Here is a 25,333-nt window from a genome sequence, read left to right on the forward strand (position 1 = left end):
TCAACCCGTAACGCGTACGAAACGGCGCCACCGCGCGGGCCGGATGCAGCGCCACCATCGGGCGACTACTGGACCGGCCTAATATGGGTAAATGGTCGCCCGCGCGCACAAATAGGGGCAAGACCGGCATAGCTGCGCGTGGAGGTGTCGAATGGGGACCAGCGGAGGACTGTCGGGCCGGGATCCGCCCATTCGGGGTGAAGTTCTGCACGAGAGCGAATACACACGTGTCACTCGGCAGGTAGTCGCTGGGCATACGGTCATCCGCAAGGAGCCGCTGGGATCGGACGCGCCGCGGCGGGTGCGGCATGAGTCGACGATGCTGGAGCGGCTGCGCGGCGTGGAGGGGGTCGCGCAGCTGGTGGAGGCGCCGCGGTTCCCGGGGTCGGTCGTGGTGGAGGACACCGGTGGGGTGAGCCTGGCTGCGGTGGCGAAGCCGCTGGCGTCCGGGCAGCTGATCGGGCTGGCGGTGGGGTTGGCCCGGGCGGTGGCGGGCATGCACCGGCGGGGTGTGCTGCACCGGGACATCACGCCGGCGAACATCGTGCTCTCCCGCGACGGTGCGCCGTGCCTGGTGGATTTTGCGTTGGCGACGCCGTTCGCCGAGATCCGTCCCGAGTTCACGCATCACACGGAGATCGTGGGGACGCTGGCGTACCTGGCGCCGGAGCAGACCGGGCGGACCGGCCGGTCGGTGGACCAGCGAGCCGACCTGTACGCGTTGGGCGCCACGCTGTACGAGCTGGCGACAGGCGCGCCGCCGTTCGGCTGCGGGGATCCGCTCCGGCTCACGCATGATCACCTGGCGCGGGTACCGGTGCCGCCGGCGGAGGTCAACCGGGCGGTGCCGACGCCGTTGTCCGAGATCGTCATGCACCTGCTGGAGAAGGAGCCGGACAACCGGTACCAGACCGCGGAGGGCGTGGTCTACGACCTGGAGCGCCTGCGCGATGCCGGCGAGCGCTCGGAAGCGGCCGCGGTGCGGATCGGCGTGCGCGATGTTCCGCTGCGGCTGCTGCCCCCGTCACGGCTGGTGGGCCGCGACGTCGAGGTGGCAGCACTGTCGGAGGCGTTGGCGGATACGTTGACGGGCCGGTGCCGCGGGGTGCTGGTCGGCGGGTCGCCCGGGGTGGGCAAGTCGGCGCTGGTTGACGAGCTTCGACCGTCGGTGACGAGCCGGGACGGCTGGTTCGTGGCGGGCAAGTTCGACCAGTACCGCAGGGATCTGGAGTTCGACGCGGTCTGTCAGGCGTTCCGCGCATTGGGTCGGCTGTTGCTGGCGGAGCCGGAGGAAGAGCTCAGCAAGGTTCGCGAGCGGATCCTGGAGGCGGTCGGCTCGAACGCGGGTCTGGCGACCGCGATAACGCCGGAGTTCGCGGCGCTGCTGGCCGTGCCGCCCGATCCGGGGGATCCGCTGACCGCACAGGTTCGGGTACAGCGCCTGGCGGTCGACACGTTGCGCGCGATCGTCTCGTGGAAGCGGCCGGTGGTGATGTTCGTCGACGACCTGCAGTGGGCCGGGCGCACCCCGCTCGGCTTCGTCGACCTCGTGCTCGGCGAGGAGCCGGTCCAGGGTCTCCTGCTGGTGGGCGCGTACCGCGAGGACGACGTGGACGCGGCGCAGTCGCTGGCGGCGCCGCTGTCCCGGTGGCGCCAACAGCCCGGCGTCCGGTACGTCCGGCTGGTCAACCTGCCGGCATCCGGCTCTGTCGCCATGGTTGCCGAGACGCTCCGCGTGGACCGGGTCAGGGCGGAGGGCCTGGTCGAGGTGATCGACCCCTACACCGCCGGCAATCCGTACGAGATCGTGGAGTTGCTCAACGCCCTGCGACGCGACGGCCTGTTGATCGCGACTGCTGCCGGGTGGCGGTGGGACGGGGCGGCCGTGCGTGCGCACCTGGGCCGGTCCGAGGTCAGCGGGTTACTGGCGGCGCGGGCCGACGCCATACCGCCGGCGTCCCGGCAGACGGTGGAGGCGATGGCGTGCCTCGGCGGCCGGGTCGAACTGGGAGTGTTGCAGACCGCGACCGCCGAACCGGCGGACCTGATGGAACAGCGGCTGGCGCCCGCCCTCGACGACGGCCTCCTGGTGGTGGAGCCCGGGGTGCGTCCTGCGGTGCGGTTCCACCACGACCGGATCCGCGAGGCGATCCTGCGCGGGCTGGGCCCGCATCGGCTGCGCGCCGCGCGATTGGCGACGGCGCGACGGCTCGCGACCGTGCCGGATCTCTACGCGGTCGCGGCGGAGCAGTACCTGCCCGTGGTCGACGCGGTCGACGACCCGGCCGAGCGGCGGGTGGTCGTGGGCCTGCTGCGGCACGCCGCCGACCAGGCGACACTGATCGGGAACTACGCGCTGGTGAACGCGCTGCTGGACGGTGCGCTGCGACTGGTCGACCCGGCTGCGACGGCCGAGCTGGTCGAGGTGCGCACCGGCCGCCATGCCGCGCTGTACAGCATGGGACGCCTGGAGGAGGCGGACGAGGAGTACCGCACGATCGAGGCGCTGTGCAGCAATGCCTTTGAGTGCGCGGACGCGACGGCGGTACAGACCCGCAGCCTCACCCACCGCAACCGCCTTGCCGAGGCGATCGGACTGGGCGTCGAGTCGCTGCGTGAGCTCGGCATCGCCGTACCGGCCACGGACCGGCTCCAGTTGGAGCTGGACCAGCGGCTCGATGCGCTGTCCCGGTGGCTGGAGCACGCCGACGACGCCGACGAGGCTGCTCGGCCGGACATCACCGAACCGACCCTGTTGGCCGCGAGCCGTCTGATCAACGCCGTGCTGCCGGCGGCCTACATTGCCGCCGACCAGGCCATGGGTAGCTGGCTGAGCCTGGAGGCGCTGCGGATCTGGATCGAGCACGGCCCCGCCCGTACCCTCCTCGGCCCGGCGAGCCACACCGGCAGCGCCGTCATCGCCGTGCGCGGCGACTACGCCGCCGGTTACCGGACGCTGCGGCGGTTCCTGGCGCTGGGCGAAGCCCGTGGCTACGAGCCCGGCACCTCGCAGACGTACTTTCTGTTCGCGATGCTGAGCTGCTGGTTCGAACCGGTCGAAAGCGGTGTGCAGGCCGCTCAGCGAGCCCGCGAAGGGTTGATCGCGGGAGGCGACCTGGCCAACGCCGGCTACACCTACTACCCGACCGTGGCGGGCCTGCTGGAATGTGCACCGTCGCTGGACGACTACGTCACCCAGTTGGAGGCCGGGCTGGCCTTCGTGCACGGTACCGGCAGCGAACAGACCGTCCAGTGGCTCGAGACGTACCGGTGGCTGGCCGCGGTGCTGCGCGGCGAGAGCTCCACCACGGCCGGTGCGGCGGCATCCTTCAACCGGTACGCCGGCAGCCCGCAGACGCTGCTGCAGGCAGAGGTCAACAGCGCGATCGCCGCCGCCGTCTTCGACGATGCGACCGGCCTGACCCGGCACGCCGCGGCGGCGATGCGGCTGCTACCGGCCGGCGCCCAGGGCCTCTACGCGATCGGAATGGCCCGACTGCTGCATGGGTTGGCCCTCGCCGGGCAGGCCCGGGCCGGCCACGGCGGGGAGCGCGACGCCGCGCTGTCCGAGTTGGACGAGGTGATCCAGTGGCTGGCCGCACGCGCCGCGGACGCGCCGGAGAACTTCCAGCACCTGCTGCGGCTCCTGGAGGCGGAGCGCGCGTGGGCGGTCGGCGACTTCCGCGCCGCCGTCCTCGGCTTCGACACCGCGCGGCGCGCGGTGGCCCAGCGCCAACGTCCCTGGCACCGGGCCCTGATCACCGAACGCGCGGCCCGCTTCTGCCTCGCCCACGGCGTCGACCAGATCGGCTACGAGCTGCTGGCCGAGGCCCGCCGCGAGTACCTCGCATGGGGCGCGACCGCGAAGGTCGACCAGCTCGACTGGGCCTACCCGACCCTGCGACCGCCCGCCGACCAGAGCCGCGACCGCTCCCACAGCCGGTCCACTGTCACGACCGGGACGATCGACCTGCTCGGCATCCTGTCCGCGTCACAGGCACTGAGCTCGGAGACCAGCATCGAAGGGCTCCACGCGCGGGTCGCCCACGTGCTCGGCGCGATGACCGGCGCCACCGACGTACATCTGCTGCTGTGGAGCGACGACCGGCAAGCCTGGCTGCTCCCCGCAGCAGGCGGCGACGGCCGCGTCATCCCGGTCAGCACCGACCTCGGCACCGGCCACGAATCCGCGGTCCCGATGTCCGTGCTGCGATACGCCCGGCGGATGCACGCGCCGCTCGTCGTCGACGACGCCGCCCGCGACGACCGCTTCGCCCGCGACCCGTACTTCTCCGCCGTGACCTGCTGCTCGCTGCTGGCCGTGCCCATCCTCAGCCGCGGAACGCTGCAGGCGGTGCTCCTGCTGGAGAACCGCCTCATCCGCGGCGCATTCACCGCCGAGCGGCTCGACGGGGTCAAGCTCATCGCCGGCCAGCTCGCCGTCTCCCTCGACAACGCCCAGCTGTACGCCGAGTTCCGGCGAATCGCCGGCGAGCAGGCAGCCCTGCGGCGGGTGGCGACCCTGGTCGCCCGCGGGATGCGGCCCGACTCCGTGTTCGCCGCGGTGGCCGACGAGGTCGGCGCGCTGTTCGGCGCCGACGGCACCACGATCGCACGCTTCGAGCCGAACGGGGACACGACGGTCCTGGGCGGCCACGGGCTCGCGCGCTCCCAGCCGGGATCGCGCAGCAGACCCGACCCCCATTCGGCCATGGCCTCGGTCCAGGCCACCGGCCGCGCGGCGCGCCGCGACCTGCGCAGCGACACCCGCACCGGACTCCGCTCAGCGGTCGCCAGCCCGATCGTGGTCGAGGGCCGGGTCTGGGGCGCCATCGGCGTCGGCTCGCGGCACGAACGGCTGCCACAGGACGCCGAACAGCGGCTGGCCGACTTCACCGAACTCGTCGCCACCGCCGTCGCCAACACCGAGAACCGCGCCGAGCTCACCGCGTCGCGCGCACGGATCGTCGCGGCCGCCGACCAGACGCGACGCCGTTTCGAACGGGACCTGCACGACGGCGCCCAGCAGCGGCTGGTCGCCCTGGCACTCCAACTGCGCTCGGCGCAGGAGACCATGCCACCCGAGTTCGGCGCAGAGCTGGACCTCGCGGTCGCCAGCGTCACCGGCGCGCTGGACGAGCTCCGCGAGATCGCACGCGGCATCCACCCCTCCATCCTGACCGAGGGCGGCCTCGGCCCAGCGCTGCGCGCCCTCGCCCGCCGCTCGCCCGTCCCGGTCGACCTCGATATGCGCGCCGGGGCACAGCTGCCCGAACACATCGAGGTCAGCGCCTACTACGTCGTCGCCGAAGCACTGACCAACGCGGCCAAACACGCACACGCCTCATCCGTCATCGTCGTCGTCGAAACGGACCCGAGCGATGCCGTCCTGCACGTCGCGGTCCGCGACGACGGCGTCGGCGGCGCCGACTTCACCCGCGGCACCGGCCTCGTCGGCCTCAAGGATCGCGTCGAGGCCCTCGACGGCCGGATCGTTCTCGACAGCCCGCGCGGCGCCGGGACCAGCCTGCGGGTGGAGCTTCCGCTCACCGCCGCGGACAGCGGGCCGGAACTGCAGTAGCGGCGCCGCTACTGCAGCACGACGATGCCGTCGTCGTCGCTGTAGACCTGGCTGTCGGGGGCGAATGCGCAACCCCCGAAGGTGACGGCCACGTCGCGTTCACCGCTTCCGGTCTTGGTGCTCTTGCGGGGATTCGAGCCGAGCGCCTTGATGCCGATGTCGAGGGTGCGGAGTACGGCCACGTCGCGGACCGCTCCGTTGATGATGACGCCGCTCCAACCGTTGTCACGGGCGATGGCGGCGATCATGTCCCCCATGAGGGCGCGGTGGACGGAACCACCGCCGTCGACGACGAGTACCCGACCGGCGCCCGGCTCGGACACCACGGACTTCAGCAGGGCGTTGTCCTCGAAGCATCGGACCGTGACGGCGCGGCCGTGGAACCGCGCGACGCCGCCGTACTGCTGGAGCTGGAGGTCGCAGGAGCCGAGCTGCTCGCCGTACTCGTCGTACAGGTCGGCGGTGGTGAACTGGGGAACGCTGTCGGGCATGGTGTTCTCCGCTGGTCGTCGGGTCAGTGCAGGCGTCGGGCGGCCACACCCACCGCGGCGAGGCCGGCGGCGGTGAGGGCGAGGACGCCGCCGGCGCCGGTGCCGGCGGCGAGCAACCCGGCGGCGCCGGGAAGCAGGACCTGACCGAAGCGGTTGCCGATCAGGCGGAGTGACATCGCGCGTCCGCGCAGGCCGGGTGGGCTCGACTCGGCGAGCCACGACATGGTGAGCGGTTGGCCGACCCCCAGTCCGAGTCCGGCGGCGGCGACCAGGATCGCCAGTGTCCACAGCGGCATGGGTGCCGCCGCGACGGCCAGGCTCACAGCGGCCAGCCCGATGCTGCCGAGGAGCAGCCGGCGCCGGCCCAGCGCGCCCGCGAGGCGGCCCAGGAAGAGCCGCGAGATCATGGAGGCCGCCGCGCGCAAGGTGAGCAGGATGCCGATGGCGCCGGACGGGATGCCCCGTTCGACGCCGAGTGCGGGCAGGTAGGTGAGGGTGATGTCGACCGCCGCGAGGACCACGCAGCTGATCGTCAGGACGCGGAGCAGGCCGGGACGGCGCAGCAGGTCCCGGACACCGGTTCGCTCGGCGCCCGGGGACGCTGCGGACCGCTCCGGCGGTCGCAGCATGAACGCGACGGCGAGCGGGACGGTGGCGAGCAGGGCGGTGCCGGTGAAGATGGCACCGGTGTGCGGGACCGCCCGGTCGCCGCCGAAGGCCAGGATCAGCGCCGGCCCGATCGCCTGCCCCAGCGATGCCGCGAAGGTGTAGTGGCCGAAGGCCGTGTCGTAGCGGTGTGCGGCGCTGCTGTTGGCGACCAGCGCCTGCTGGCCGACGATGGCGCAGAGGTGGCCGGTGCCGAGGATGACGCTGGCGGCGACCAGGCCGGTGACGGTCTGCCCGAGCAGCAGGAACGTGGCCGCGCTGGCGCAGAGCAGCGCCGAGCCTGCCACGAGCACCCGGCGCTCACCGAGCCGGTCGACCGCTCGACCGGTGGGGACGGCGAGCAGCAGGGGAGCGGCGGCGAAGCTCGCCGAGAGCAGCCCGAGCCATAGCGCGGGCACGTGCAGCTCGATGGCGCGGTAGGTGGTGGTGGGTCGCAGCACGAACGTGACCGCCTGCACCAGCACCGTATGTGTCAGCAACGCTGCGATCTGGGTCCGGCCCCGCCCAGGGTGCGCTGGCATGCCCGAGGTCAGGGCCGCGACGTCGCCGCTGCCGGGCGCGCGCCGAGCTGCGACGCGGCCTTGGCGCCGAGGCTGGTGTCGATGTGCACCCGCATGATCTCTGCCGCGCCGTCCGAGTCGCCGGCGACGACGCACTCGAGCAGCGCGGCATGCTCGGCTGCCTTCTGGTCGCGTTCGGCCTGGCTCCGTTCGACGACCAGACCGAGCCTGCGATACCGGTCGGCCTTGTCCCACAGCCCGTCCAGCGTGCTGATCAGCAGTTCGTTGTGCGAGGCGAGGTAGATCGCGGTGTGGAAGCGCCGGTGGGCGACCAGGTCGAACACTTCCGGGTCGCTGCGCAACGGCTGCACCCCCTCGGCGGCGGCACGCATCTCCCGGAGGTCGTCGCGGGTGCGACGCTCCGCCGCCAGGGCAGCGGCGAGCGGGTCCAGCGAGCGGCGGATCTCCAGCATGTCGCGGGCCTCTTCGGCGGTCAACGGCGCGACCCGGGCGTCGCGGTGGGCGTCCAGCTCGACGAGGCCCTCCGACTTGAGCCGCCGCAGCGCCTCACGCAGCGGCGTGGTGCTCACGCCGATGGCCGGGGCGAGCGTCGCCTGGTTCAGCGTCGCACCCGGCTCCAGCTCGCCGGACAGGATCATGTTCCGCAGCGTCAGGTACGCGAAGTCGCTCTTCGTGGTGAATGGCTCGGCCGGCCCAACCATCTAACCTCCCCTGGTCCGGCTATAGCCTACATGACCCTTGCGCCTGGGCTCTCCCGCGGTTTTTACGAGCCGAGGCCGCCGCCCCTCTTGACGGACATAGCTTATAACCTACAGTCTTGGGTCTCCATCGCAGACGTTTCCCCCACGTCAAGGAGCGGTAAATTGATGAGCAACGACACCCCCGCGCTCCGCACCTGGACACCGAGTCGGCGGCAGATGCTCGCCGCGTTCGCCGCCGTCGCCGCCGGAGGGCTCGGCGCGTGCGGCGGCACCGACGATGCCCCTCCGCCGAACCAGATCGCCGAGGGCACGGCCCCCGACTACTACCCGCCGGCATACGCCGACATCATCGCCGCCGCCAAGAACGAGGGCGGCGAGCTGACCATCTACTCGAACACCGACCAGGAGAACTGGGCGCCGATCTTCCGCGACTTCCAGAAGAAGTACCCATGGGTCAAGAAGATCAACGCCAACAACCTGGACAGCGACGAGGTCTTCCAGCGGGTGCTCGCCGAGCAGGCCACCGGCAGTTCGCCCGCGGACCTGCTGGTGTCCAACGCCGCGCAGGCGTGGGCGGAGTACGTCGCAGGCGCGGACCGGCTGCTGGCATACCAGTCGCCGGAGCTGCCGAAGCTGCCGCCGTTCGCGACGCTGATGCCCAACGTCTACGCGATGTCGACCGACCCGATGACGATCGCCTACAACACCTCGCTCATGCCGAAGGCGCCGACCGGGCTCAAGAGCCTGGCCGACATCGTCGCCGCGGACCCGGGCAAGTTCAACAACAAGATCACGACCCGTGACGTGAAGGGCGCCTTCGGGTTCACCGTCTCCTACACCTACACCCAGGCGAACCCGGCCGCGTGGAACAGCTTGGAGACGCTGCTGCCCCTGGCCCGGCCGGAGACCTCGTCCGGTACGCAGACCGAGAAGATCCTCGCCGGGGAGTACCTGGCCGGCTTCTTCATCAGCGGCGCTCCGGCGTACCCGGTGGTCGACAAGAGCGGCGGACTGTTCCAGGTGACGTTCCTCGACGATGGCACGGTGGTACTGCCGCGCGGCATCGGCATCGCGCCGAAGGCGCCGCACTCGAACACCGCCAAGCTGTTCGTGGACTTCGTGCTGTCCGCGGAGGGTCAGCGGGCGGTCGCCGAGGGCGGCCTGACCTCCTACCGCGACAGCGTCCAGCGCGCCAAGGGCCTGCACACCTACCAGGAGATCGTCGAGAAGGTCGGCGAGAAGAACGTGGTCCTGGTCAAGTACGCGCTGGTGTCCGATGGCGACGAGAAGGCGTTCGTCGACCGCTGGAACGGCCTGCTGGCCCGCTGACCCGGTGACGCAGACAAAGAACGGAACGACATGACATCGCTCGCCACCGCGACCCCGCCGCCCACCCCCGCGCCGGATCCGTCGGCGCGCCGGCCCCGGTACCGGCGCCCCCTCGGCGTCGGCCGGGAGGTCTGGATACAGTACGCCACGCTCGGTTTCCTCGCGATCCTCGTGCTGGCGCCCGTCGTACCCACCCTGTATCAGTCCGTGCTGGATCGGCCCCTGTACGAGGCCGGCGGTATCTTCACCGCGGACAACTACGTGCACCTGTTCACCGAGGCCGGTTTCGGCCGGGTGGTGCTCAACACCGCGCTGTTCGCGGTCGGCACCACGGTGCTGACGCTGCTGATCGCCGTGCCGATGGCCGTGGTCGTGGTGCGCACGAAGCTGCCCGGCCGGCGGGTGTTCGCCGCGGCGATGCAGTGGCCGTTCTTCATCTCGTCGCTGATCCTGGGCTTCGGCTGGATCACGATGTACGGGCCGGCCGGGTTCGTCAGCGTCCAGGTTCGCCAGCTGGTCGGTTCCGTGCCGTGGAACCTCTACTCGATTCCCGGCATGGCGGTCACCGAGGCGGTCGCATTGGCGCCGATCGCGTACGTGTTCTGCGCCAATGCGCTGCGCCAGAGTGACGCGTCGCTGGAGAGCGCCGCGCAGGTGTGCGGGGCCGGCCCGCTGCGTATCCTGCTCTCGGTGGTCGTCCCGCTGCTGCGGCCGCCGATCGTGTACAGCTCGATCCTGGTGTTCAGCATGTCGGTGGAGACGCTGAGCGTGCCGCTGCTGTACGGCCAGCCGGTCGGTATCGACGTGTTCTCCACCTTCCTCTACCGCAACGGCCTGCAGTCCATCAATCCCAGCTACGGCATCCTCGGCGCCGCCTCGACGATCATCCTGGTGGTGACGGTGAGCCTGGTCGCCGTCCAGGCCAAACTGCTCAGGCACGCCCGCCGGTTCGTGTCGGTGCGCGGCAAGGCCACCCGACCCCGCCCGTTGGACATCGGCTGGCTCAAGTGGGTCAGCGTCGCCGCCATCGGCTGCTACGTGGTGCTCGGCGCGCTGCTGCCGATCGGCGGGCTGGTGTTCCGCTCGTTCACGCTCGTGTTCACCCCACTGCAGTCCCCGTTCAAGACGTTGACCACCACCAACTACGAACGCATCTTCCAGTACGACGCCTACATCCAGTCCATCTACAACAGCCTCATCGTGGCCGGTGTCGGAGCCGTCGTGGTCAGCGCGGTCGCGGTGCTGGCCGTGGTGGTGGCCCGGCGCTCCAGCTTCCGGTTCGCCCGCACGGTGGAGTACCTGTCGCTCGCCCCGCAGGCGATGCCGGGCATCATCGTCGGCGTCGGGCTGTTCTGGGCGTTCGCCTACGCCCCGTTCGGGCTCGGCGGGGTCATCCAGGGGACGCTGATCGCGATCATCATCGGCTTCGGGCTACGGGCGCTGCCGAGCGGATTCGGCTCGATCGCACCATCGATCATGCAGATCGGCCAGGAGCTCGACCAGGCCGCTCGGGTCTCCGGCGCCGACTGGCTGCTGACCTTCACCCGGATCCTCGGCAGGCTGCTCACCCCGGCGTTCGTCGGCGCGATGGTGCTCACGTTCGTGACCATGCTCAAGGAGTACTCGCCGGCGATCTTCCTGAAGTCGGCCGACTCCAACGTCATCGGCACCACCATGCTCGAGCTCTGGGTGCAGGGCAACACCGGCTCCGTGGCCGCGCTGGCCACCCTCCAGATCGCCATCACGGCCGCGTTCGTCGGCATCGCCGGGCTACTCACGAAGGGGCACAACGATGCCTGAGGTCACCGTCACCAACCTGGTCAAACGGTTCGGACCCACGACCGTGCTGGAGCAGGTCAGCTTCACCGTCAAGGACGGCGAGTTCTTCACGCTGCTCGGCCCGAGCGGGTGCGGCAAGTCCACCACGCTGAACTGCATCGCCGGCCTGGAACGACCGACCGGCGGCCGGATCACCGTGGGCCCCACCACGTTCGTCGACATCGACGGGAAGGTGTTCCTCCCCACCGAGGAACGCAACCTCGGCATGGTCTTCCAGTCGTACGCGCTGTGGCCGCACATGTCCGTCGAGGCCAACCTGGCGCTCCCGCTCAAGCTGCGCAGAGCCGGCAAGCAGGACCGGGCGGTCCGGATCAGCGAGGCCCTGGAGAAGGTCGGGCTCGCCCACCTGCGCGGCCGCTACCCGCACCAGCTCTCCGGCGGCCAGCAGCAGCGGGTCGCGCTGGCCCGGGCGCTGGTCTACTCGCCCTCGGTGCTCCTGCTCGACGAGCCACTGTCCAACCTGGACGCCAAACTGCGGGAGCAGGCGCGGGCGTGGCTCAAGCGGCTGCAGGAAGACCTCGGCATCACCACCGTCTACGTCACCCACGACCAGGACGAAGCCCTGGCCCTCAGCGACCGGATCGCGGTGATGTCAGCAGGCGCGATGCTGCAGGTCGGCACGCCGCGGGACATCTACGAAACCCCCGCGACCGCGAAGGTGGCGGCGTTCGTGGGCCGCTGCAACTTCCTGGCCGGCCACGTCGAGCAGCACCGTGACGGCCGCAGCCGGGTCCGGCTGGAGTGCAGCGGCGACGTCATCGAGGTGACCACCGACCAGCACGTCACCGCCGGTCAGCAGGTCACCGTGGCGATCCGGCCCGAACGGCTGGAAGTGCTGCCCGCCGCCGAGGCCGGCGCCCGCAACGTGCTCTCGACCGAGGTGCTGACCAGCTCGTACGTCGGCTCCCGGTACGACTACCAGGTCAAGCTCGGCGCCCAGGTCGTCCAGGTCGAAAGCCCACACGGCGGCCTGACCGGCACCGCGAGGCTCACCTTCCGTCCCGAGGCCGCCCTGCTCTACCCCACGGCGGCGGTGCCCTCCCCGGAGGCCGACGAACTGCTCACCCTCACCGCCTGAAACCGCGACACCAGCCTCGGAAGGACCCTCATGGCCACCAGCTACACCCTCGGCGTCCTGCACGGCGACGGGATCGGACCGGAGATCGTGCCCGCCGCCGTCGAGGTCGTCGACGCCGCGTGCGCGGCCGCCGGCGCAGACCCGATCTCGTGGGTCGAGCTGCCACTCGGCGCCGCGGCGATCGAGGAACACGGCGACGCCGTACCACCACAGACGCTCGCCGCGCTCGCCGAACTCGACGGGTGGCTGCTGGGTCCGCACGACAGCGCCGCATACCCGCAGCCGCACCGCTCGAAGCTCAACCCGAGCGGCACCATCCGCAAGCATTTCGACCTGTTCGCCAACATCCGCCCGGCGAAGGCGTTCGAGGCCGGCAACGCCATCGTCCCGGGCACCGACCTGGTCATCGTCCGGGAGAACACGCAAGGCTTCTACGCCGACCGCAGCACCTACGCCGGCACCGGCGAGTTCATGCCGTCCCCGGACGTCGCCGTCGCACTGGGCATCATCACTCGCCCGGCGGTCGAGCGCATCGCCCGTGAGGCGTTCGAACTGGCCCGCCGCCGCGGCAAGCGACTCACCATCGTGCACAAGGCCAACGTGCTCAAGATGACCACCGGACTGTTCCGCGACGTGTGCCGCGAGGTCGGCACGGCGTACCCGGACGTGACCGTCGACGACTTCCACATCGACGCCATGACCGTCCACCTGGTACGCCGCGCCGACCGGTTCGACGTCATCGTCACCGAGAACATGTTCGGCGACATCCTGTCCGACCTCGCCGGCGAGGTCGCGGGATCGCTCGGCATCGCACCGTCCATCAACGCCTCCGACACCCGCGCGATGGCGCAGGCCGCCCACGGGTCCGCCCCCGACATCGCCGGCCGCAACCTGGCCAACCCGATCGCGATGATGCTCTCCAGCGGCATGCTGCTGAGCTGGCTGGCGGCGAAGCACGACGACCCGGCGGCCGGCGACGCCGCCGCCCGGCTCGAGCGGGGCATCGAGGCGGCCGTGCGCGGCGGCGTCCGCACCCGGGACATGGGCGGGACGGCGACCACCACCGAGCTCACCGCGGCGGTCGCCGACGCGCTCCGGGCGGGCTGACCCGATGAGCGCTCCCACTGTCGCCCTCATCCACGCCACACCCGCGTCCATGTCGCCGGCGCACGCCGCGTTCTCCGAACGGTTCCCGGACGCGAAGCTGTGGAACCTGCTCGACGACCGGCTCATCACCGAGGCCGACGCCGCCGGCGGGCTCACCCCGGGACTGCGGCAGCGGATGGCCGAGCTGATCCGGTACGCCGTCGGCGGCGGGGCCGACGCCGTGCAGCTGACCTGCTCCATGTACGGGCCCGTGACCCGGGACGCCGACTGGGCGGTGCCGGTGTACGCCTCCGACGAGGCGATGTTCGCCCGGATCCGCGCCGACCGGCCACCCCGCGTCGCCGTCCTGGGACCGCTGGCAACCGGGGTGGCCGACACCGTGACCCGGCTGCGTGACTTCCTCGAGAACCCGGCCGTCCACGTCGACGGCGTCGTCGTGGACGGGGCCGCCGCGGCCGGCCGTGCCGACGATACCGCCCGGCTGCGGGACCTTCTCGTCGCCGCGGCCCGTCGCGTGGCGCCCGGGGCCGACCTGATCGTGCTCGGCCAGTACTCGGTCAGCCCGGCCTGTGCCGCGGTCAGCGCCGCGGTGCCGGTACCTGTGCTGAGCCCACCCCACCTGGCCGCCGACGTGCTCCGCGACGCACTCGCCGGCGGGCGGTCGCGATGACCGCGCTGGGGTGCATCGCCGACGACTACACCGGGGCCACCGACGTGGCGGCGGCCCTGCGCCGCGTCGGGCTCCGCACGGTCCTGCGGTTCGGCCCGCCCGGCCCACAGGAGACGCTGCCGCCGTGCGACGCCGTCGTGGTGGCGCTCAAGACCCGCACGGTCCCGGCCGCGGATGCGGTGCGCGAGTCACTGGCCGTCCGTGACTGGCTCGCCGTCCGCGGCGTCCGGCACCTGTACTTCAAGTACTGCTCGACGTTCGACTCCACCGACGAGGGCAACATCGGTCCGGTCACCGATGCGCTGCTCGACGCGGACGGCGGACGCCTCGCAGTGATCGGTCCCGCGTCTCCCGAACACGGACGCACCACGTACCAAGGACACCTGTTCGTCGGCGACACACTGCTGTCCGACTCGCCCATGCGTCACCACCCCCTCAACCCGATGACCGAGTCCAACCTGGTCACCCTGATGAGCCGTCAGACCCCGCACCCCGTCGGGCTGCTACCGCTCGACGTGGTGCGCGCCGGCGTGGAACCGGTCCGGGACCGGTTGAGCGCACTGGCCGGCCGGGGCGTACGGCATGTGGTCGTCGACGCCACCTGCGACAGCGACCTGGACACCGTCGCCGCCGCCGGTCAGGGCCGCGCGATGCTGACCGGCGGGGCGGGACTCGGGCGCGCCCTGGGCGCGGTCACCGCCCCCGGGACGGCCGTGGCCGAGGGGGCGGAGCGGGTCGAGCTGCCCGAGGGGCCCGGCATCGTGCTCGCCGGCAGCTGCTCCGCGGCCACCCTCGCTCAGGTCGACGCCGCCCGCGCCGTGTTCGCCTCCCACCGGCTCGACCCGGCCGCGACACCGGACCCGGAGCGGCTGCTCGCCAGCGCGACCAGCTGGCTCGGGGACAACCTGCACCACGGCCCGGTCCTCGTCTACTCGTCCGCCCCCGCCGCGCAGCGGCAGGCCGGCATCGCGGCGATGGGCCCGGACACGGCCGGCATCCTCGAAGCGACGCTCGGCGCCGTCGCCCGAGCGGCGGTCACCGCCGGCGTCCGGCGCATCGCGGTGGCCGGCGGCGAGACCTCCGGCGCCGTCGTATCGGCGCTCGGCGTCACCTCGGTCCTGGTCGCCTCGGAGGAGGACCGGGGCGTGCCGTGGTGCCGCACGACCGGCAGGCCGGCCCTCGCCCTCCTGCTGAAGTCCGGGAACTTCGGCGCACCGGACCTGCTCGTACGCGCCATGAAAGGAACCACCGCGTGAGGCAGCAGATCGTCGACCTCGGCCGCTCGCTGTTCACCCGGCGGCTGACGTTCGGCCGCACCGGAAACATCAGCGTCCGCGACGGCGACGACATCCTCGTCACCCCGACCGGCGCGAGCCTGGGCACGCTGACCCCCGGCGCGCTGTCCACCGTCGACGTCACCGGCCGGCACGTGCGAGGACCGGCACCCTCGAAGGAGGCGTTCCTGCACGCCGCCGTCTACCGCGCCCGGCCGTCGGCCGGTGCCGTCGTGCACCTCCACAGCACCCACGCGGTCGCGGTGTCCTGCCTGGCCGGCCTGGACCCCGACGATGTGCTGCCGCCGCTGACCGCCTACTACGTGATGCGCGTCGGCGGTCTCCCGCTGCTGCCGTACCACGCGCCCGGCGACGCCACCCTCGGTCCGGCGGCCGAGAAGGTCGCCGCCACCCACCACGCGTTCCTGCTGGCCAACCACGGCCCGATCGTGGCCGGCGCCGACCTCGCCGCCGCCGCCGACGCCATCGAGGAACTGGAGGAGACCGCCCGCCTGTACCTGCTCCTGCGCGGACACCACACCAGGCCGCTCACCCCGCAACAGGTCACCGACCTGACCGAAAGGGCCATCCGATGAACCCCGAACACCTCACCACCTTCGGTGCCCGCGTGCTGCAGTCCGTCGACGTGCCTGAGCCTGACGCCCGGCTCGTCGCCGACAGCCTGGTCACCGCCGACCGGTGGGGCCACCCGTCGCACGGCATGCTCCGCCTGGGCTGGTACGTCGCCAGAATCCGGTCCGGCGCCATGACGCCCGTCACCGCGCCCGTCACCGTCGTCGACGGCGACGCGATGGCCGTCCTGGACGGACGCGACGGGATCGGGCAGGTGATCGCCGACGCGGCATGCCGGGACGCCGTACGGCGCGCGGAACGGCACGGCGTCGGTGTCGTCGCGGTCCGCAACAGCAACCACTTCGGTACCGCCGCATACTGGACCCGACGCATGGCCGCCGCCGGCTGCATCGGCATCCTGACGACGAACGGCAGCCCGGCCATGGCGCCCTGGGGCGGGCGCGTCAAGACCGTCGGCGCCAACCCCTGGTCCATCGCCGCGCCGGGCGGCAGCCACGGCCCGGTCGTCCTCGACATCGCCAACACGCATGTGGCCCGCGGCAAGATCTACGCCGCGCTGCAGCGCGACGAGGCCATCCCCGGCGACTGGGCGACCAACGCCAAGGGTGTGCCGACGACCGACCCGCGCGCGGCGATCGACGGCATCCTGCTGCCGATGGCCGGCCACAAGGGGTACGGCATAGCGTTCATGATGGACCTGCTCTCCGGCGTCCTCACCGGCAGCTCCTACGCCGCCGGCGTCGCCGGCCCGTACATCCCCGACCAGCGCAGCGGCTGCGGCCACCTCGCCCTGGCCATCCGGATCGACGCCCTCATGGAGGCCGGGGACTACGCCCTGCGCGTCGACGACCTGATCGCCACGACCAAGGCCGTACCGCTCGCGCCGGGCACCGACGAGATCTTCTACCCCGGAGAGATCGAGGACCGCGCCGCCGCCGGCAGCCTGTCATTGCCCGACAAGACCCTCCACGACCTGCGGGAGCTCGGCGCGTCCTGCGGCATCCCGTTCGAGGCCGCCTGATGTTCACCGTGATCGTCACGCTCGACGTCCACCCGGAGCACGTCGACGAATTCGTGGACGCGATCGGTGTGAACGCCCGCGCGTCCGTCCGCGACGAGCCCGGTTGCCTGCGCTTCGACGTGCACCGCTCGGTCGACGACCCGTACCGCTTCGTGCTGTACGAGATCTACACCGACCAGGACGCCTTCTACCAGCAGCATCGCGCTGCGCCGCACTACGCCGTCTGGCGGGAGGCCGCGGCCCGGCTGGTGCGCTCGGGCGGCCACGTCAACACGTTCTGCGTCCCCGTGTTTCCTCGGGACATCCCGGAAGGCGACGGTCATGGGAGATAGCTTCGGCACGGCCGGCACGCTGACCGTGGGCGACAGCCGGTACGCCATCCACCGGCTGGCCGGCGTCGCCCCGCCCGACCTGCCCTACAGCCTGCGGATCGTGCTGGAGAACCTGCTGCGCCACGAGGACGGTGCGTTCGTCACCGCAGGCCAGATCCGGGCGCTGCTCGACTGGGGCGAGCCGGCATCGTTCGAGCACGCCATCGACCTGCACCCGGCCCGGATCTTCCTGCACGACACCAACGGTGTGCCCGCCGTGGCCGACCTGGCCGCGATGCGCGACGCGGTCGCCGCGCTCGGCGGTGACCCCGCCGGCGTCAACCCGACCATCCCCGCCGAGCTCGTTGTCGACCACTCCATCATCGCCGACGTGTTCGGGCGCCCGGACGCCCTCGCCCGCAACACGGAACTCGAGTACGCGCGCAACGCCGAACGCTACCGGTTCCTCAAGTGGGGCCGGGCCGCGCTGCGCGGCTTCGCCGTCGTTCCCCCCGGCACCGGCATCATGCACCAGGTCAACGTCGAACACCTCGCTCGCGTCGTCGTGGCCGACGGCGGCCGGGCCTACCCGGACGTGTGCCTGGGGACCGACTCGCACACCACCATGGTCAACGGCCTCGGCGTGCTCGGCTGGGGCATCGGCGGCATCGAGGCCGAGGCCGCCATGCTCGGCCAGCCCCTGTCCATGCGCATTCCCCGGGTCGTCGGCGTCCGGTTGCACGGCACGCTGCCGCACGGGGTGACCGCCACCGACCTGGTGCTGACCATCACCGAGCTCATGCGCAGGCACGGCGTCGTCGGCAAGTTCGTCGAGTTCTCCGGCCCCGGGATCGCCGAGATCACGCTGCCCGACCGGGCCACCATCGCCAACATGAGCCCCGAGTTCGGCTCCACCTGCGCGTACTTCCCGATCGACGCCGAGACCCTGCGCTACCTGCGCTTCACCGGCCGCCCGGACACGAACGTGGCGCTGGTCGAGGCGTACGCGAAGGAGCAGGGGTTGTGGCACGAGCCCGGCGCCGTCCCGCGGTACACCGAGACGCTCGACCTCGACCTGGGCACCGTCGTCGCGTCGTTGGCCGGCCCCCGCCGGCCGCAGGACCGCGTGCCCCTCGACCGCGCCAAGGCCGCATTCCGCGACACCGTCGGCCGGCCCAGCACCCCCACAACGGTCGAGCTCGACGGCGGCACCCATCGGATCGACCACGGCAGTGTGGCCATCGCGGCCATCACCTCCTGCACCAACACCTCCAACCCCTCGGTGATGGTCGCCGCGGCGCTGCTCGCCCGCAACGCCGCCACCCGCGGGCTGCGCACGAAGCCCTGGGTCAAGACCAGCCTGTCGCCGGGCTCCCGCGTGGTCACCGACTACTTCGACAAGGCCGGCCTCACCCCGCACCTGGAGGCGCTCGGCTTCCACCTCGCCGGATACGGCTGCATGACCTGCATCGGCGCCTCCGGACCACTCATCCCCGCGCTCACGCGGGCCGTCCACGATCACGACCTGGCCGTCGCCGCGGTGCTGTCGGGCAACCGCAACTTCGACAGCCGCATCAACCCCGACGTACGGATGAACTACCTCGCCTCACCGCCACTCGTCGTCGCCTACGCGCTGGCCGGCACCATGGACATCGACCTGACCACCGAACCACTCGGCATCGACCACACCGGAGAACCGGTGCACCTGCGCGACGTCTGGCCAAGCCCCCGCGAAGTCCAGGACATCATCGACGCGGTGCTGGACCCGACGATGTTCGCTCGCGCTTACGCGGACGTCTTCACCGGCGACGACCGGTGGCAGCAACTCCCCGCCCCGCAGGGCGCGACGTTCGCCTGGGACGACGCATCGACCTACCTGCGTCGACCGCCCTACCTGGACGCCATGACGCCCGAACCGCGTCCCGTGGTGGACATCGTCGGCGCCCGCGTCCTCGTCAAGCTCGGCGACTCGGTCACCACCGACCACATCTCACCCGCCGGCGCCATCCCGCCGCACACCCCGGCCGGGCAGTACCTGCGCGGACTCGGTGTCGAGCCCTTCGACCTCAATACGTATGCGTCCCGCCGCGGCAGCCACGAGGTGATGACGCGCGGGACCTTCGCCAACGTCCGCCTCCGCAACCAGCTCGTGCCGGACACCGAGGGCGGCTACACCGTCCACGACGGATCCCTCGCCACGATCTACGACGCAGCCGCGGCCCACCGGGCCGCCGGCGTACCGCTGCTCGTGCTGGCCGGCAAGGAGTACGGCACCGGCTCGTCCCGCGACTGGGCCGCCAAAGGCCCGGCCCTGCTCGGCGTCCGCGCCGTCCTCGCCGAGTCCTTCGAACGCATCCACCGCTCCAACCTGATCGGCATGGGCATCCTGCCGCTGCAGTTCCTCGACGGCGACAACGCCGACATCCTCGACCTGACCGGCCACGAAACCTTCACCATCGCCGGACTGGTCGACGCGGTCCCCGACACCGTCACCGTGCACGCCGGGCATACGACGTTCCCCGCCCGGGTACGCCTCGACACCCCACGCGAGGTCGAGTACTACCGCCACGGCGGGATCCTGCCCTACGTCCTGCGCCGGACCCTGCGCAACCGGTAGCAACGCAGCCCTGCCGGGCCGGGGCTCATCGGCGGATGGAGGCTTTCACCCGAGCGAGCCCATCGAGGAAGGCTGGTTGGCCCACGGACCACTCCTGGTTGGCGGCCTCGAGCTCCAGGGCGTCGGCATGCCGGGACAGATCGGAGGCGTCGCGGACGATGCTGACGAGCCGTCGGACGTACTCCGGGTCGAGGTCGACCAGGCCCTGCAGGCGCTGGAGTGTGGTCGGAACGAGCCGGTCGGGCGACACGACGTCGAGCACCAATCCGGCTCGGAGGGCAGCGGGAGCATCCCAGGCCTCCCCGAGCAGCACGCCCAGTATCGCCTGTTGCACGCCAACCGCGCGGGTCAGCATCCAGGTGTGTCCACCACCGGGGAGGATGCCGAGCTCATTGAACCGGCACACGAAGCGGGCCGAGTCGGCCGCGAAGCGGATGTCGCAGGCCAGCGCCAGGTTGAAGCCGGCACCCACGGCGGCTCCGTTGACGGCGCCGACGGTGAGCAGCGGCGAGTGCAGGACCCGCAGGAAGCCGCCGTAGACCTCGCGGATCAGGCTGAAGTCCCCGTCGGCCGCCCGCTCGAGGGTGGCCAGCTCGGCGCCCGCGCAGAACGCGGAGCCGGCGCCGGTCACGATGACCGCCCGGACCTGCGGGTCGGCCTCCAGCTCGTCCATCGCCGCGCCGATCGCGGCGACGAGACCGGAGCTGAGGATATTGCGGCGGTCCGGGTCGTTGAGGGTGAGTACGGCGACCGCGTCGTGGCGTTCGACGGTTACGAGCTCGGGCATCGGGCCCTCCGGGATCGTGGACGGGCGGTCAGGACTCGTCGAGCAGCCATGACCACAGGTCGGGTGCGGCGGCGGCCGCCTCGGCCAGCTGTACCGCATGCTCCCGCTCGGTGCCGAACTCCGCACGCCAGGCGAGCAGGGCCAGGGTGTGCCGGTGCAGCTCGTACTCGCGCGTGATGCCGATGGCCCCGTGCAGCTGGTGCGCCAGCCGCACCACCTCCCTGGCGGCGGTCGCGGCGCGGACCCGGGCGGTGGCGAGCCGGGGACCGTCGACGACATCGGCGGCGGTGGTCATGCCGTCGATCGCCTGACCGATGGCCGCCTCGGCCGCGGCAGCCTCGCCGGCGAGGGCGGCGACGTGCTGCTGCACCGCCTGGAAGGCCGACAAGGGGCGGCCGAACTGCTCGCGCATCCGGACGTGCTGGAGCGTCAGTTCCTGGATGCGGCGCAGCGCGGACCGGGACTGGACGGCCCGGCTCAGGGAGCCGAGGCTCCGCACGAAGCCGATCAGGTCGGTGGCGGCGGTGCCGACGACGGTGGTCGAGAGCGCGGGCGCCCGGTCGAGCCGGACCTCCGCGAAGGGTGCGCCCGGCAGGGTGCGGCCCGGCCGGAGGTGCGCGTGCCCAGGCTCCACGAGGCTCAGCGTGGCGGTGCGCTCCCCGGCCGGGGAGACGACGACGAGGTGCGTCGCCCAGGGCGCCCAGGGGACCGCATCCGCCGTCACTGTGACGCCGTCGGCGTTGGCGGAGCCGAGCGCCGGGACAACGACGACGTACCTCGACGGCCGTGCCACGCCGGCGTGCTCGAGCAGTCCGTTGCTGATCAACAACTGGTCGGCCACCGGTGATGGCCAGCCGATGCTGCCCACCGCGTCCACGATCTCGATGACGTCGGCGAGGTCGCCGCCCTCGCCGCCGAGCTTCTCCGGCAGGCCGACCCCGAGCCAGCCCGCATCGGCGAGTGCGTCCGTCGCCTGCCGGCCGAGTTCCTCGTCCCAGCCCTGGCCGGGAACCTCCTGCGGCCGGTCGCTGAGGAGCCCTTCGACCACCTGGCGCACTGCACCGGTCACTAGGGCACCAGCCTTCCGGCGGATGATCCCACCAGATCCCGGGCAACGATGCCGCGCAGGATCTCGTTCGTGCCGCCGCGCAGCGTCCGATCGGGGTTGTGCAGGAGCGCCTCACCGAGCAGCCGGGGCAGTTCGTCCGCCGAGTGCGGATCGGGCCGGACCGGGGCAAGGGAGCAGGCCACCTCGACCACCCGGCGTTCGAGCTGGGTGCCCAGATCCTTGACGAGGGCACTCCGCACCGTGGGCACCCGGCCTTGGTCGAGCATCTGCGCGACCTGGTAGGAGAGCACCCGCACACTGCGCAGTTCGGCCAGCAGCGACCCGACTGCCGGGCCGGCGCAGTCGGCCTCGCGCATCAGCGCCCGCAGCAGTGGCATGGTGGACAGGAACCGTTCGGGACCGCTGCGCTCGTATGCGAGCTCGGCCGTCACCTGCTCCCAGCCCCTGCCGCGGGCGCCGAGGAGCGCATCCTCGCCCAGCAGCACGTCGTGGAAGACGACCTCGTTGAAGTGGTGCTCGCCGTCCATGGTCGCGATCGGCCGTACCTCCACGCCGTCGAGGTCGAGGTCGACGAGGAACTGGGACAGGCCGGTGTGCCGGCGCTCCGCGGGCGGGTCGGTCCTGGCCAGCACCAGGATGCTGTGCGCACGGTGGGCATGGCTGGTCCAGATCTTGGCGCCGCTGAGCCGCCACCCGCCGGGCACCTCGGTGGCGCGGGTGCGCACCGCGGCGAGGTCCGAGCCGCTGTCCGCCTCGGACATGCCTATCGCAAAGTACCGCTCGGCGGCGGCGATGCCCGGGAGGTACCGGCGCCGCTGCTCCTCGGTCCCGTGCCGCAGCACCGAGGGTCCGACCTGGCGGTCGGCGAACCAGTGCGCCGCGACGGGCGCACCGAGGGCCAGCAGTTCCTCGTTGACCACGTAGCGCTCCAGGAACGACCGGTCATGTCCGCCGTATTCGGACGGCATCGTCATCCCCACCCACCCCCGCGCCGCCAGGGCCCTGCTGAACTCCGGCGAATGGGAGACCATCCACGAGTCGCAGCGGGGACGCAGGCCGAGCGCCGCCATGGTCCGCACGGCGAAGGCTCGGACCTCGGCGCGCAGCTTCCGATCGTCCACGGTGATGGAGCCACCTTTCTTGCACCGCCGTGCCGGCGTATGAAGGCAGCGTAGACAGAACGTTCCGGGCCAGTCAACGCGAGTGTTGACAAGCGTGGGTTCCGGAGACACGATGACCCCGTGAGTGACCAGCGCCACGTCGCCAATGATGAGATCGGAGCGGCCCGGGCCGTCGGACCCGAGGCCGTCCGTCGCGGTCTGGCGGCCGTGCGCACGGGGACCGCGCTCCCGCTGGCGGCACCGATCCGCAACGGCGTCGGCTACGGGCTGGTCGGGCGGGCCGCGCCCGTGCACCTCATGATCCGGACCGGCGCCGACTACGCCGCGGGGCTGCCGGAGCGGGCCGGCTTCGGCTACGCCGACGACGTCATCACGCTGCCGACGCACGGCGCGACCCATGTCGACGCCCTCGCCCACGTCTGGCGGGACGGACTGATGTACAACGGCTTCCCGGCCCGCGAGGTGACCAGTCGCGGTGCCCGGCACCTCGGCATCGACAGGATGCCCCCGATCGTGACCCGCGGCGTCGTGGTCGACACCTGTCCGGGCGGGGTCCGGTCCCCGGCCGACCCGGTCCACCGCGACGAGCTCGCCGCCCTGGTGGCGGACGCCGGCGTCGACCTCGAACCGGGCGACGCGCTCCTGGTCAGGACGGGATGGCTGGCCGCCGCGCTCGCCGGCGACGCCGACAGCACCTCCTGGCCGGGCCTGCACCACGACTGCGCTACCTGGCTGGCGGAGCGGCAGGTGGTGCTCGTCGGCGCCGACAACCCGGCGGTCGAGGTGTTCCCCTCCTTCGACCCGGCCTGCCAGGTGCCGCTGCACATCGAGCTGATCCGCGGCCACGGCGTCTACCTCGCCGAGCTGATGGCCCTCGACGCCCTGTGCGCCGCGGGCCGGCCCGAGTTCTTGTTCGTGTTGTCCCCGTTGCCGCTGGTCGGAGCGGTCGGAAGCCCGGTAGCTCCGGTCGCGGTCGTGTGACGCCCGCCGAAAGGAAGATTCCATGATCGACGTGAGAACCGCGATGCGCCGAGCGGCCGGCTTCCACCGGAACCGCCCGGCGGTGATGGCCGGGGGGCGCACGCTGACCTTCGCCGAGGCCTGGGAGCGGGGGATCAGGTTCGCCAACGCGCTGATCAGCCTCGGTGCCAAGCCGGGCGACCGGATCGCCGTGCTCGAAGACAACGTGCTGGCGTCGTCGGACTACTTTCTCGGTACCGCCATCAGCAACACGGTGCGCGTCCCGCTCTACCGCCGCAACAGCGAGGAGGCGCACCGCCACATGCTGCAGCAGAGCGGCTCGTCGATCCTCGTGGTCGGCGCCGAGCAGTACGACGAGGTACGGAACCTCGAAGGAAACCTCGACGGGCTGCAGCACGTCATCGTGCGTGACGAGGGCTACGAGCGCTGGCTGGCCGGGTTCCCCGCGGTCGACCCCGACCCCGAGGTCTCGCCGGGCGACTTCTACGTGATCCGGCACTCCGCCGGGACCACCGGTATTCCCAAGGGGATCGCGTTCACCCACGAGGCGTGGATGAACACCGAGCGGAACTGGACCTTCGGCCTGCCCCCGTTCGCCGCCGGCAACCACGCCATCCACGTCGGGCCGATCTCGCACGGCTCCGGCTACCTGTTCGTGCCGATGTGGCTCGCCGGCGGCTGCAACGTCCTGGAGCCGAGATTCGACCCCGAACGGCTCATGCACCTCATCGCCGACCTCGACGGCACCTACGTGTTCGGGGTCCCCACGATGCTCGCCGACCTGACCAAGAAGGTCGGCGCCAGCCGCACCGACGTCTCCGGGTTGAAGGCGTTCGTGCTGGGCGGGGCACCCATCGACCGGCGCACGATCATCGCGGCCCACGAGCTGTTCGGACCGAAGCTCTACCAGATGTTCGGGCAGACCGAGTGCGTCCCCGGCACGTGGATCGGCCCCGAGGACTGGTTCAACACGTTCGCGGGCTCCGACCCGCTGGCCTGCGCCGGGCGCGTCATGCCCTACACCGAGATCGAGATCCGCGACGAGCGCAACCAACCCCTGCCGCCGGGCGAGATCGGTGAGATCGCGCTGCGCAGCGACGGACAGATGACCCTCATCTGGGGCGACCCGGAGATGACCGCCAAGCGCCTCGTCGACGGCTGGGTGCTGACCGGCGACATCGGCAGGATCGACGACAACGGCTTCCTCTACCTGCACGACCGCAAGGACGAGCTGATCATCTCCGGCGGGTTCAACATCTGGCCGGCCGAGCTGGAGTCCGTGATCATGGACCTGCCCGGCGTACAGGAGGTCGCCGTCTTCGGCATCCCCAGCGAGCGCTGGGGGGAGACGCCGATGGCGATGGTCGCCGTCGCGCCCGGTGCGGAGCTGACCGAGGAGGACGTGATCGAGTCCTGCCGCCTCCGGCTCGGCTCGTACAAGAAACCGACCGCCGTGGAGATCCGCACCGACGGGCTGCCGCGCACGCCGCTGGGCAAGATCTCGCGCAAGCAGTTGCGGGCGCCGTACTGGGCCGACCGGTCCACCACACTCGGCGCCTCGGCCTGACCGGCAGG

General features: G+C 71.7%; 19 protein-coding genes. 13 read left to right on the forward strand and 6 right to left on the reverse strand.

All coding sequences use genetic code 11. The features are described from left to right. Nucleotides 1-151 precede the first annotated feature (151 nt). Nucleotides 152-5,581: an AAA family ATPase gene (locus ABZS66_RS19660; protein ID WP_354759514.1), complete on the forward strand. Its 5,430-nt coding sequence runs from the start codon at nt 152-154 to the stop codon at nt 5,579-5,581. Nucleotides 5,582-5,589: 8 nt separating this feature from the next. On the opposite strand, the gene rraA is transcribed toward ABZS66_RS19660, so the two are convergent. The 3 genes from rraA to ABZS66_RS19675 are packed head-to-tail and all read right to left on the reverse strand — an operon-like array spanning nt 5,590 to nt 7,960. Next, a complete protein-coding gene (rraA, locus tag ABZS66_RS19665; protein WP_354759516.1) occupies nt 5,590-6,072 on the reverse strand; it encodes a ribonuclease E activity regulator RraA in 483 nt (160 codons plus the stop codon). Nucleotides 6,073-6,095: 23 nt separating this feature from the next. Beyond that, the gene (locus ABZS66_RS19670; RefSeq protein ID WP_354759518.1) at nt 6,096-7,217 is read right to left on the reverse strand and encodes an MFS transporter; all 1,122 of its coding nucleotides are present in this window, start codon (nt 7,215-7,217) and stop codon (nt 6,096-6,098) included. Nucleotides 7,218-7,267: 50 nt separating this feature from the next. Further along, the gene (locus tag ABZS66_RS19675; protein WP_354759520.1) at nt 7,268-7,960 is read right to left on the reverse strand and encodes a GntR family transcriptional regulator; all 693 of its coding nucleotides are present in this window, start codon (nt 7,958-7,960) and stop codon (nt 7,268-7,270) included. A 165-nt stretch (nt 7,961-8,125) separates the two neighbouring features. Between ABZS66_RS19675 and ABZS66_RS19680 the strand changes: the two genes are divergently transcribed. From ABZS66_RS19680 to acnA, 10 genes are read left to right on the forward strand one after another with little or no spacing between them, the layout of a single operon-like run. Then, the gene (locus ABZS66_RS19680; protein WP_354759522.1) at nt 8,126-9,289 is read left to right on the forward strand and encodes an extracellular solute-binding protein; all 1,164 of its coding nucleotides are present in this window, start codon (nt 8,126-8,128) and stop codon (nt 9,287-9,289) included. Nucleotides 9,290-9,319: 30 nt separating this feature from the next. Continuing rightward, complete coding sequence (locus ABZS66_RS19685) at nt 9,320-11,089, forward strand: iron ABC transporter permease (protein ID WP_354759524.1); 1,770 nt, start codon at nt 9,320-9,322, stop codon at nt 11,087-11,089. Continuing rightward, nucleotides 11,082-12,206 (forward strand): ABC transporter ATP-binding protein, encoded by a 1,125-nt coding sequence (locus ABZS66_RS19690; RefSeq protein WP_354759526.1) that lies wholly within the window; start codon nt 11,082-11,084, stop codon nt 12,204-12,206. The genes ABZS66_RS19685 and ABZS66_RS19690 overlap by 8 nt, the downstream gene beginning before the upstream one ends. A 30-nt stretch (nt 12,207-12,236) precedes the next feature. After that, on the forward strand, nt 12,237-13,313 hold the full coding sequence (locus ABZS66_RS19695) for an isocitrate/isopropylmalate family dehydrogenase (protein WP_354759527.1): 1,077 nt from the start codon (nt 12,237-12,239) through the stop codon (nt 13,311-13,313). Nucleotides 13,314-13,317: 4 nt separating this feature from the next. Further along, nucleotides 13,318-13,983: a hypothetical protein gene (locus ABZS66_RS19700; protein ID WP_354759528.1), complete on the forward strand. Its 666-nt coding sequence runs from the start codon at nt 13,318-13,320 to the stop codon at nt 13,981-13,983. Then, on the forward strand, nt 13,980-15,239 hold the full coding sequence (gene otnK, locus ABZS66_RS19705; RefSeq protein WP_354759530.1) for a 3-oxo-tetronate kinase: 1,260 nt from the start codon (nt 13,980-13,982) through the stop codon (nt 15,237-15,239). The genes ABZS66_RS19700 and otnK overlap by 4 nt, the downstream gene beginning before the upstream one ends. Continuing rightward, complete coding sequence (otnC, locus tag ABZS66_RS19710; protein ID WP_354759532.1) at nt 15,236-15,853, forward strand: 3-oxo-tetronate 4-phosphate decarboxylase; 618 nt, start codon at nt 15,236-15,238, stop codon at nt 15,851-15,853. The genes otnK and otnC overlap by 4 nt, the downstream gene beginning before the upstream one ends. Further along, nucleotides 15,850-16,872, forward strand: a complete 1,023-nt coding sequence (locus ABZS66_RS19715; protein WP_354759534.1) for an Ldh family oxidoreductase — start codon at nt 15,850-15,852, stop codon at nt 16,870-16,872. The genes otnC and ABZS66_RS19715 overlap by 4 nt, the downstream gene beginning before the upstream one ends. After that, nucleotides 16,872-17,204: a putative quinol monooxygenase gene (locus ABZS66_RS19720; RefSeq protein ID WP_354759536.1), complete on the forward strand. Its 333-nt coding sequence runs from the start codon at nt 16,872-16,874 to the stop codon at nt 17,202-17,204. The genes ABZS66_RS19715 and ABZS66_RS19720 overlap by 1 nt, the downstream gene beginning before the upstream one ends. Then, nucleotides 17,194-19,800 (forward strand): aconitate hydratase AcnA, encoded by a 2,607-nt coding sequence (gene acnA, locus ABZS66_RS19725; RefSeq protein ID WP_354759538.1) that lies wholly within the window; start codon nt 17,194-17,196, stop codon nt 19,798-19,800. Before ABZS66_RS19720 ends, acnA begins: the two co-directional genes overlap by 11 nt. A gap of 25 nt (nt 19,801-19,825) precedes the next feature. On the opposite strand, the gene ABZS66_RS19730 is transcribed toward acnA, so the two are convergent. Genes ABZS66_RS19730 through ABZS66_RS19740 form a run of 3 tightly spaced genes read right to left on the reverse strand, consistent with a single transcriptional unit; the run spans nt 19,826 to nt 22,777 of the window. Continuing rightward, nucleotides 19,826-20,587 carry an enoyl-CoA hydratase-related protein gene (locus ABZS66_RS19730; protein WP_354759540.1) on the reverse strand — a complete coding sequence of 254 codons (762 nt, stop codon included), beginning with the start codon at nt 20,585-20,587 and terminating at the stop codon, nt 19,826-19,828. Nucleotides 20,588-20,615: 28 nt separating this feature from the next. Further along, nucleotides 20,616-21,635, reverse strand: a complete 1,020-nt coding sequence (locus ABZS66_RS19735; protein WP_354759542.1) for an acyl-CoA dehydrogenase family protein — start codon at nt 21,633-21,635, stop codon at nt 20,616-20,618. Nucleotides 21,636-21,655: 20 nt separating this feature from the next. Next, nucleotides 21,656-22,777 carry an acyl-CoA dehydrogenase family protein gene (locus ABZS66_RS19740; protein ID WP_354759544.1) on the reverse strand — a complete coding sequence of 374 codons (1,122 nt, stop codon included), beginning with the start codon at nt 22,775-22,777 and terminating at the stop codon, nt 21,656-21,658. A 120-nt stretch (nt 22,778-22,897) separates the two neighbouring features. On the opposite strand from ABZS66_RS19740, the gene ABZS66_RS19745 reads away from it, so the two are divergent. Together ABZS66_RS19745 and ABZS66_RS19750 are read left to right on the forward strand one after the other, a co-directional pair. Next, nucleotides 22,898-23,758, forward strand: coding sequence for a cyclase family protein (locus ABZS66_RS19745; RefSeq protein ID WP_354759546.1), 861 nt, complete (start codon nt 22,898-22,900; stop codon nt 23,756-23,758). A gap of 22 nt (nt 23,759-23,780) precedes the next feature. Further along, nucleotides 23,781-25,325 carry an AMP-binding protein gene (locus tag ABZS66_RS19750; RefSeq protein WP_354759548.1) on the forward strand — a complete coding sequence of 515 codons (1,545 nt, stop codon included), beginning with the start codon at nt 23,781-23,783 and terminating at the stop codon, nt 25,323-25,325. Nucleotides 25,326-25,333 lie beyond the last annotated feature (8 nt).

Source organism: Dactylosporangium sp. NPDC005572, assembly GCF_040605515.1.
Lineage (GTDB): Bacteria > Actinomycetota > Actinomycetes > Mycobacteriales > Micromonosporaceae > Dactylosporangium.

What these genes read in the sequence shown, in the direction of transcription:
- ABZS66_RS19730 (WP_354759540.1), bottom strand. Translation starts at nt 20,587, where the DNA reads ATGCCCGAGCTCGTAACCGTCGAACGCCACGACGCGGTCGCCGTACTC.
- ABZS66_RS19750 (WP_354759548.1), top strand. Translation starts at nt 23,781, where the DNA reads ATGATCGACGTGAGAACCGCGATGCGCCGAGCGGCCGGCTTCCACCGG.
- ABZS66_RS19720 (WP_354759536.1), top strand. Translation starts at nt 16,872, where the DNA reads ATGTTCACCGTGATCGTCACGCTCGACGTCCACCCGGAGCACGTCGAC.
- acnA (WP_354759538.1), top strand. Translation starts at nt 17,194, where the DNA reads ATGGGAGATAGCTTCGGCACGGCCGGCACGCTGACCGTGGGCGACAGC.
- ABZS66_RS19680 (WP_354759522.1), top strand. Translation starts at nt 8,126, where the DNA reads ATGAGCAACGACACCCCCGCGCTCCGCACCTGGACACCGAGTCGGCGG.
- rraA (WP_354759516.1), bottom strand. Translation starts at nt 6,072, where the DNA reads ATGCCCGACAGCGTTCCCCAGTTCACCACCGCCGACCTGTACGACGAG.
- otnK (WP_354759530.1), top strand. Translation starts at nt 13,980, where the DNA reads ATGACCGCGCTGGGGTGCATCGCCGACGACTACACCGGGGCCACCGAC.
- ABZS66_RS19675 (WP_354759520.1), bottom strand. Translation starts at nt 7,960, where the DNA reads ATGGTTGGGCCGGCCGAGCCATTCACCACGAAGAGCGACTTCGCGTAC.
- ABZS66_RS19700 (WP_354759528.1), top strand. Translation starts at nt 13,318, where the DNA reads ATGAGCGCTCCCACTGTCGCCCTCATCCACGCCACACCCGCGTCCATG.
- ABZS66_RS19715 (WP_354759534.1), top strand. Translation starts at nt 15,850, where the DNA reads ATGAACCCCGAACACCTCACCACCTTCGGTGCCCGCGTGCTGCAGTCC.
- ABZS66_RS19690 (WP_354759526.1), top strand. Translation starts at nt 11,082, where the DNA reads ATGCCTGAGGTCACCGTCACCAACCTGGTCAAACGGTTCGGACCCACG.
- ABZS66_RS19685 (WP_354759524.1), top strand. Translation starts at nt 9,320, where the DNA reads ATGACATCGCTCGCCACCGCGACCCCGCCGCCCACCCCCGCGCCGGAT.
- ABZS66_RS19695 (WP_354759527.1), top strand. Translation starts at nt 12,237, where the DNA reads ATGGCCACCAGCTACACCCTCGGCGTCCTGCACGGCGACGGGATCGGA.
- ABZS66_RS19660 (WP_354759514.1), top strand. Translation starts at nt 152, where the DNA reads ATGGGGACCAGCGGAGGACTGTCGGGCCGGGATCCGCCCATTCGGGGT.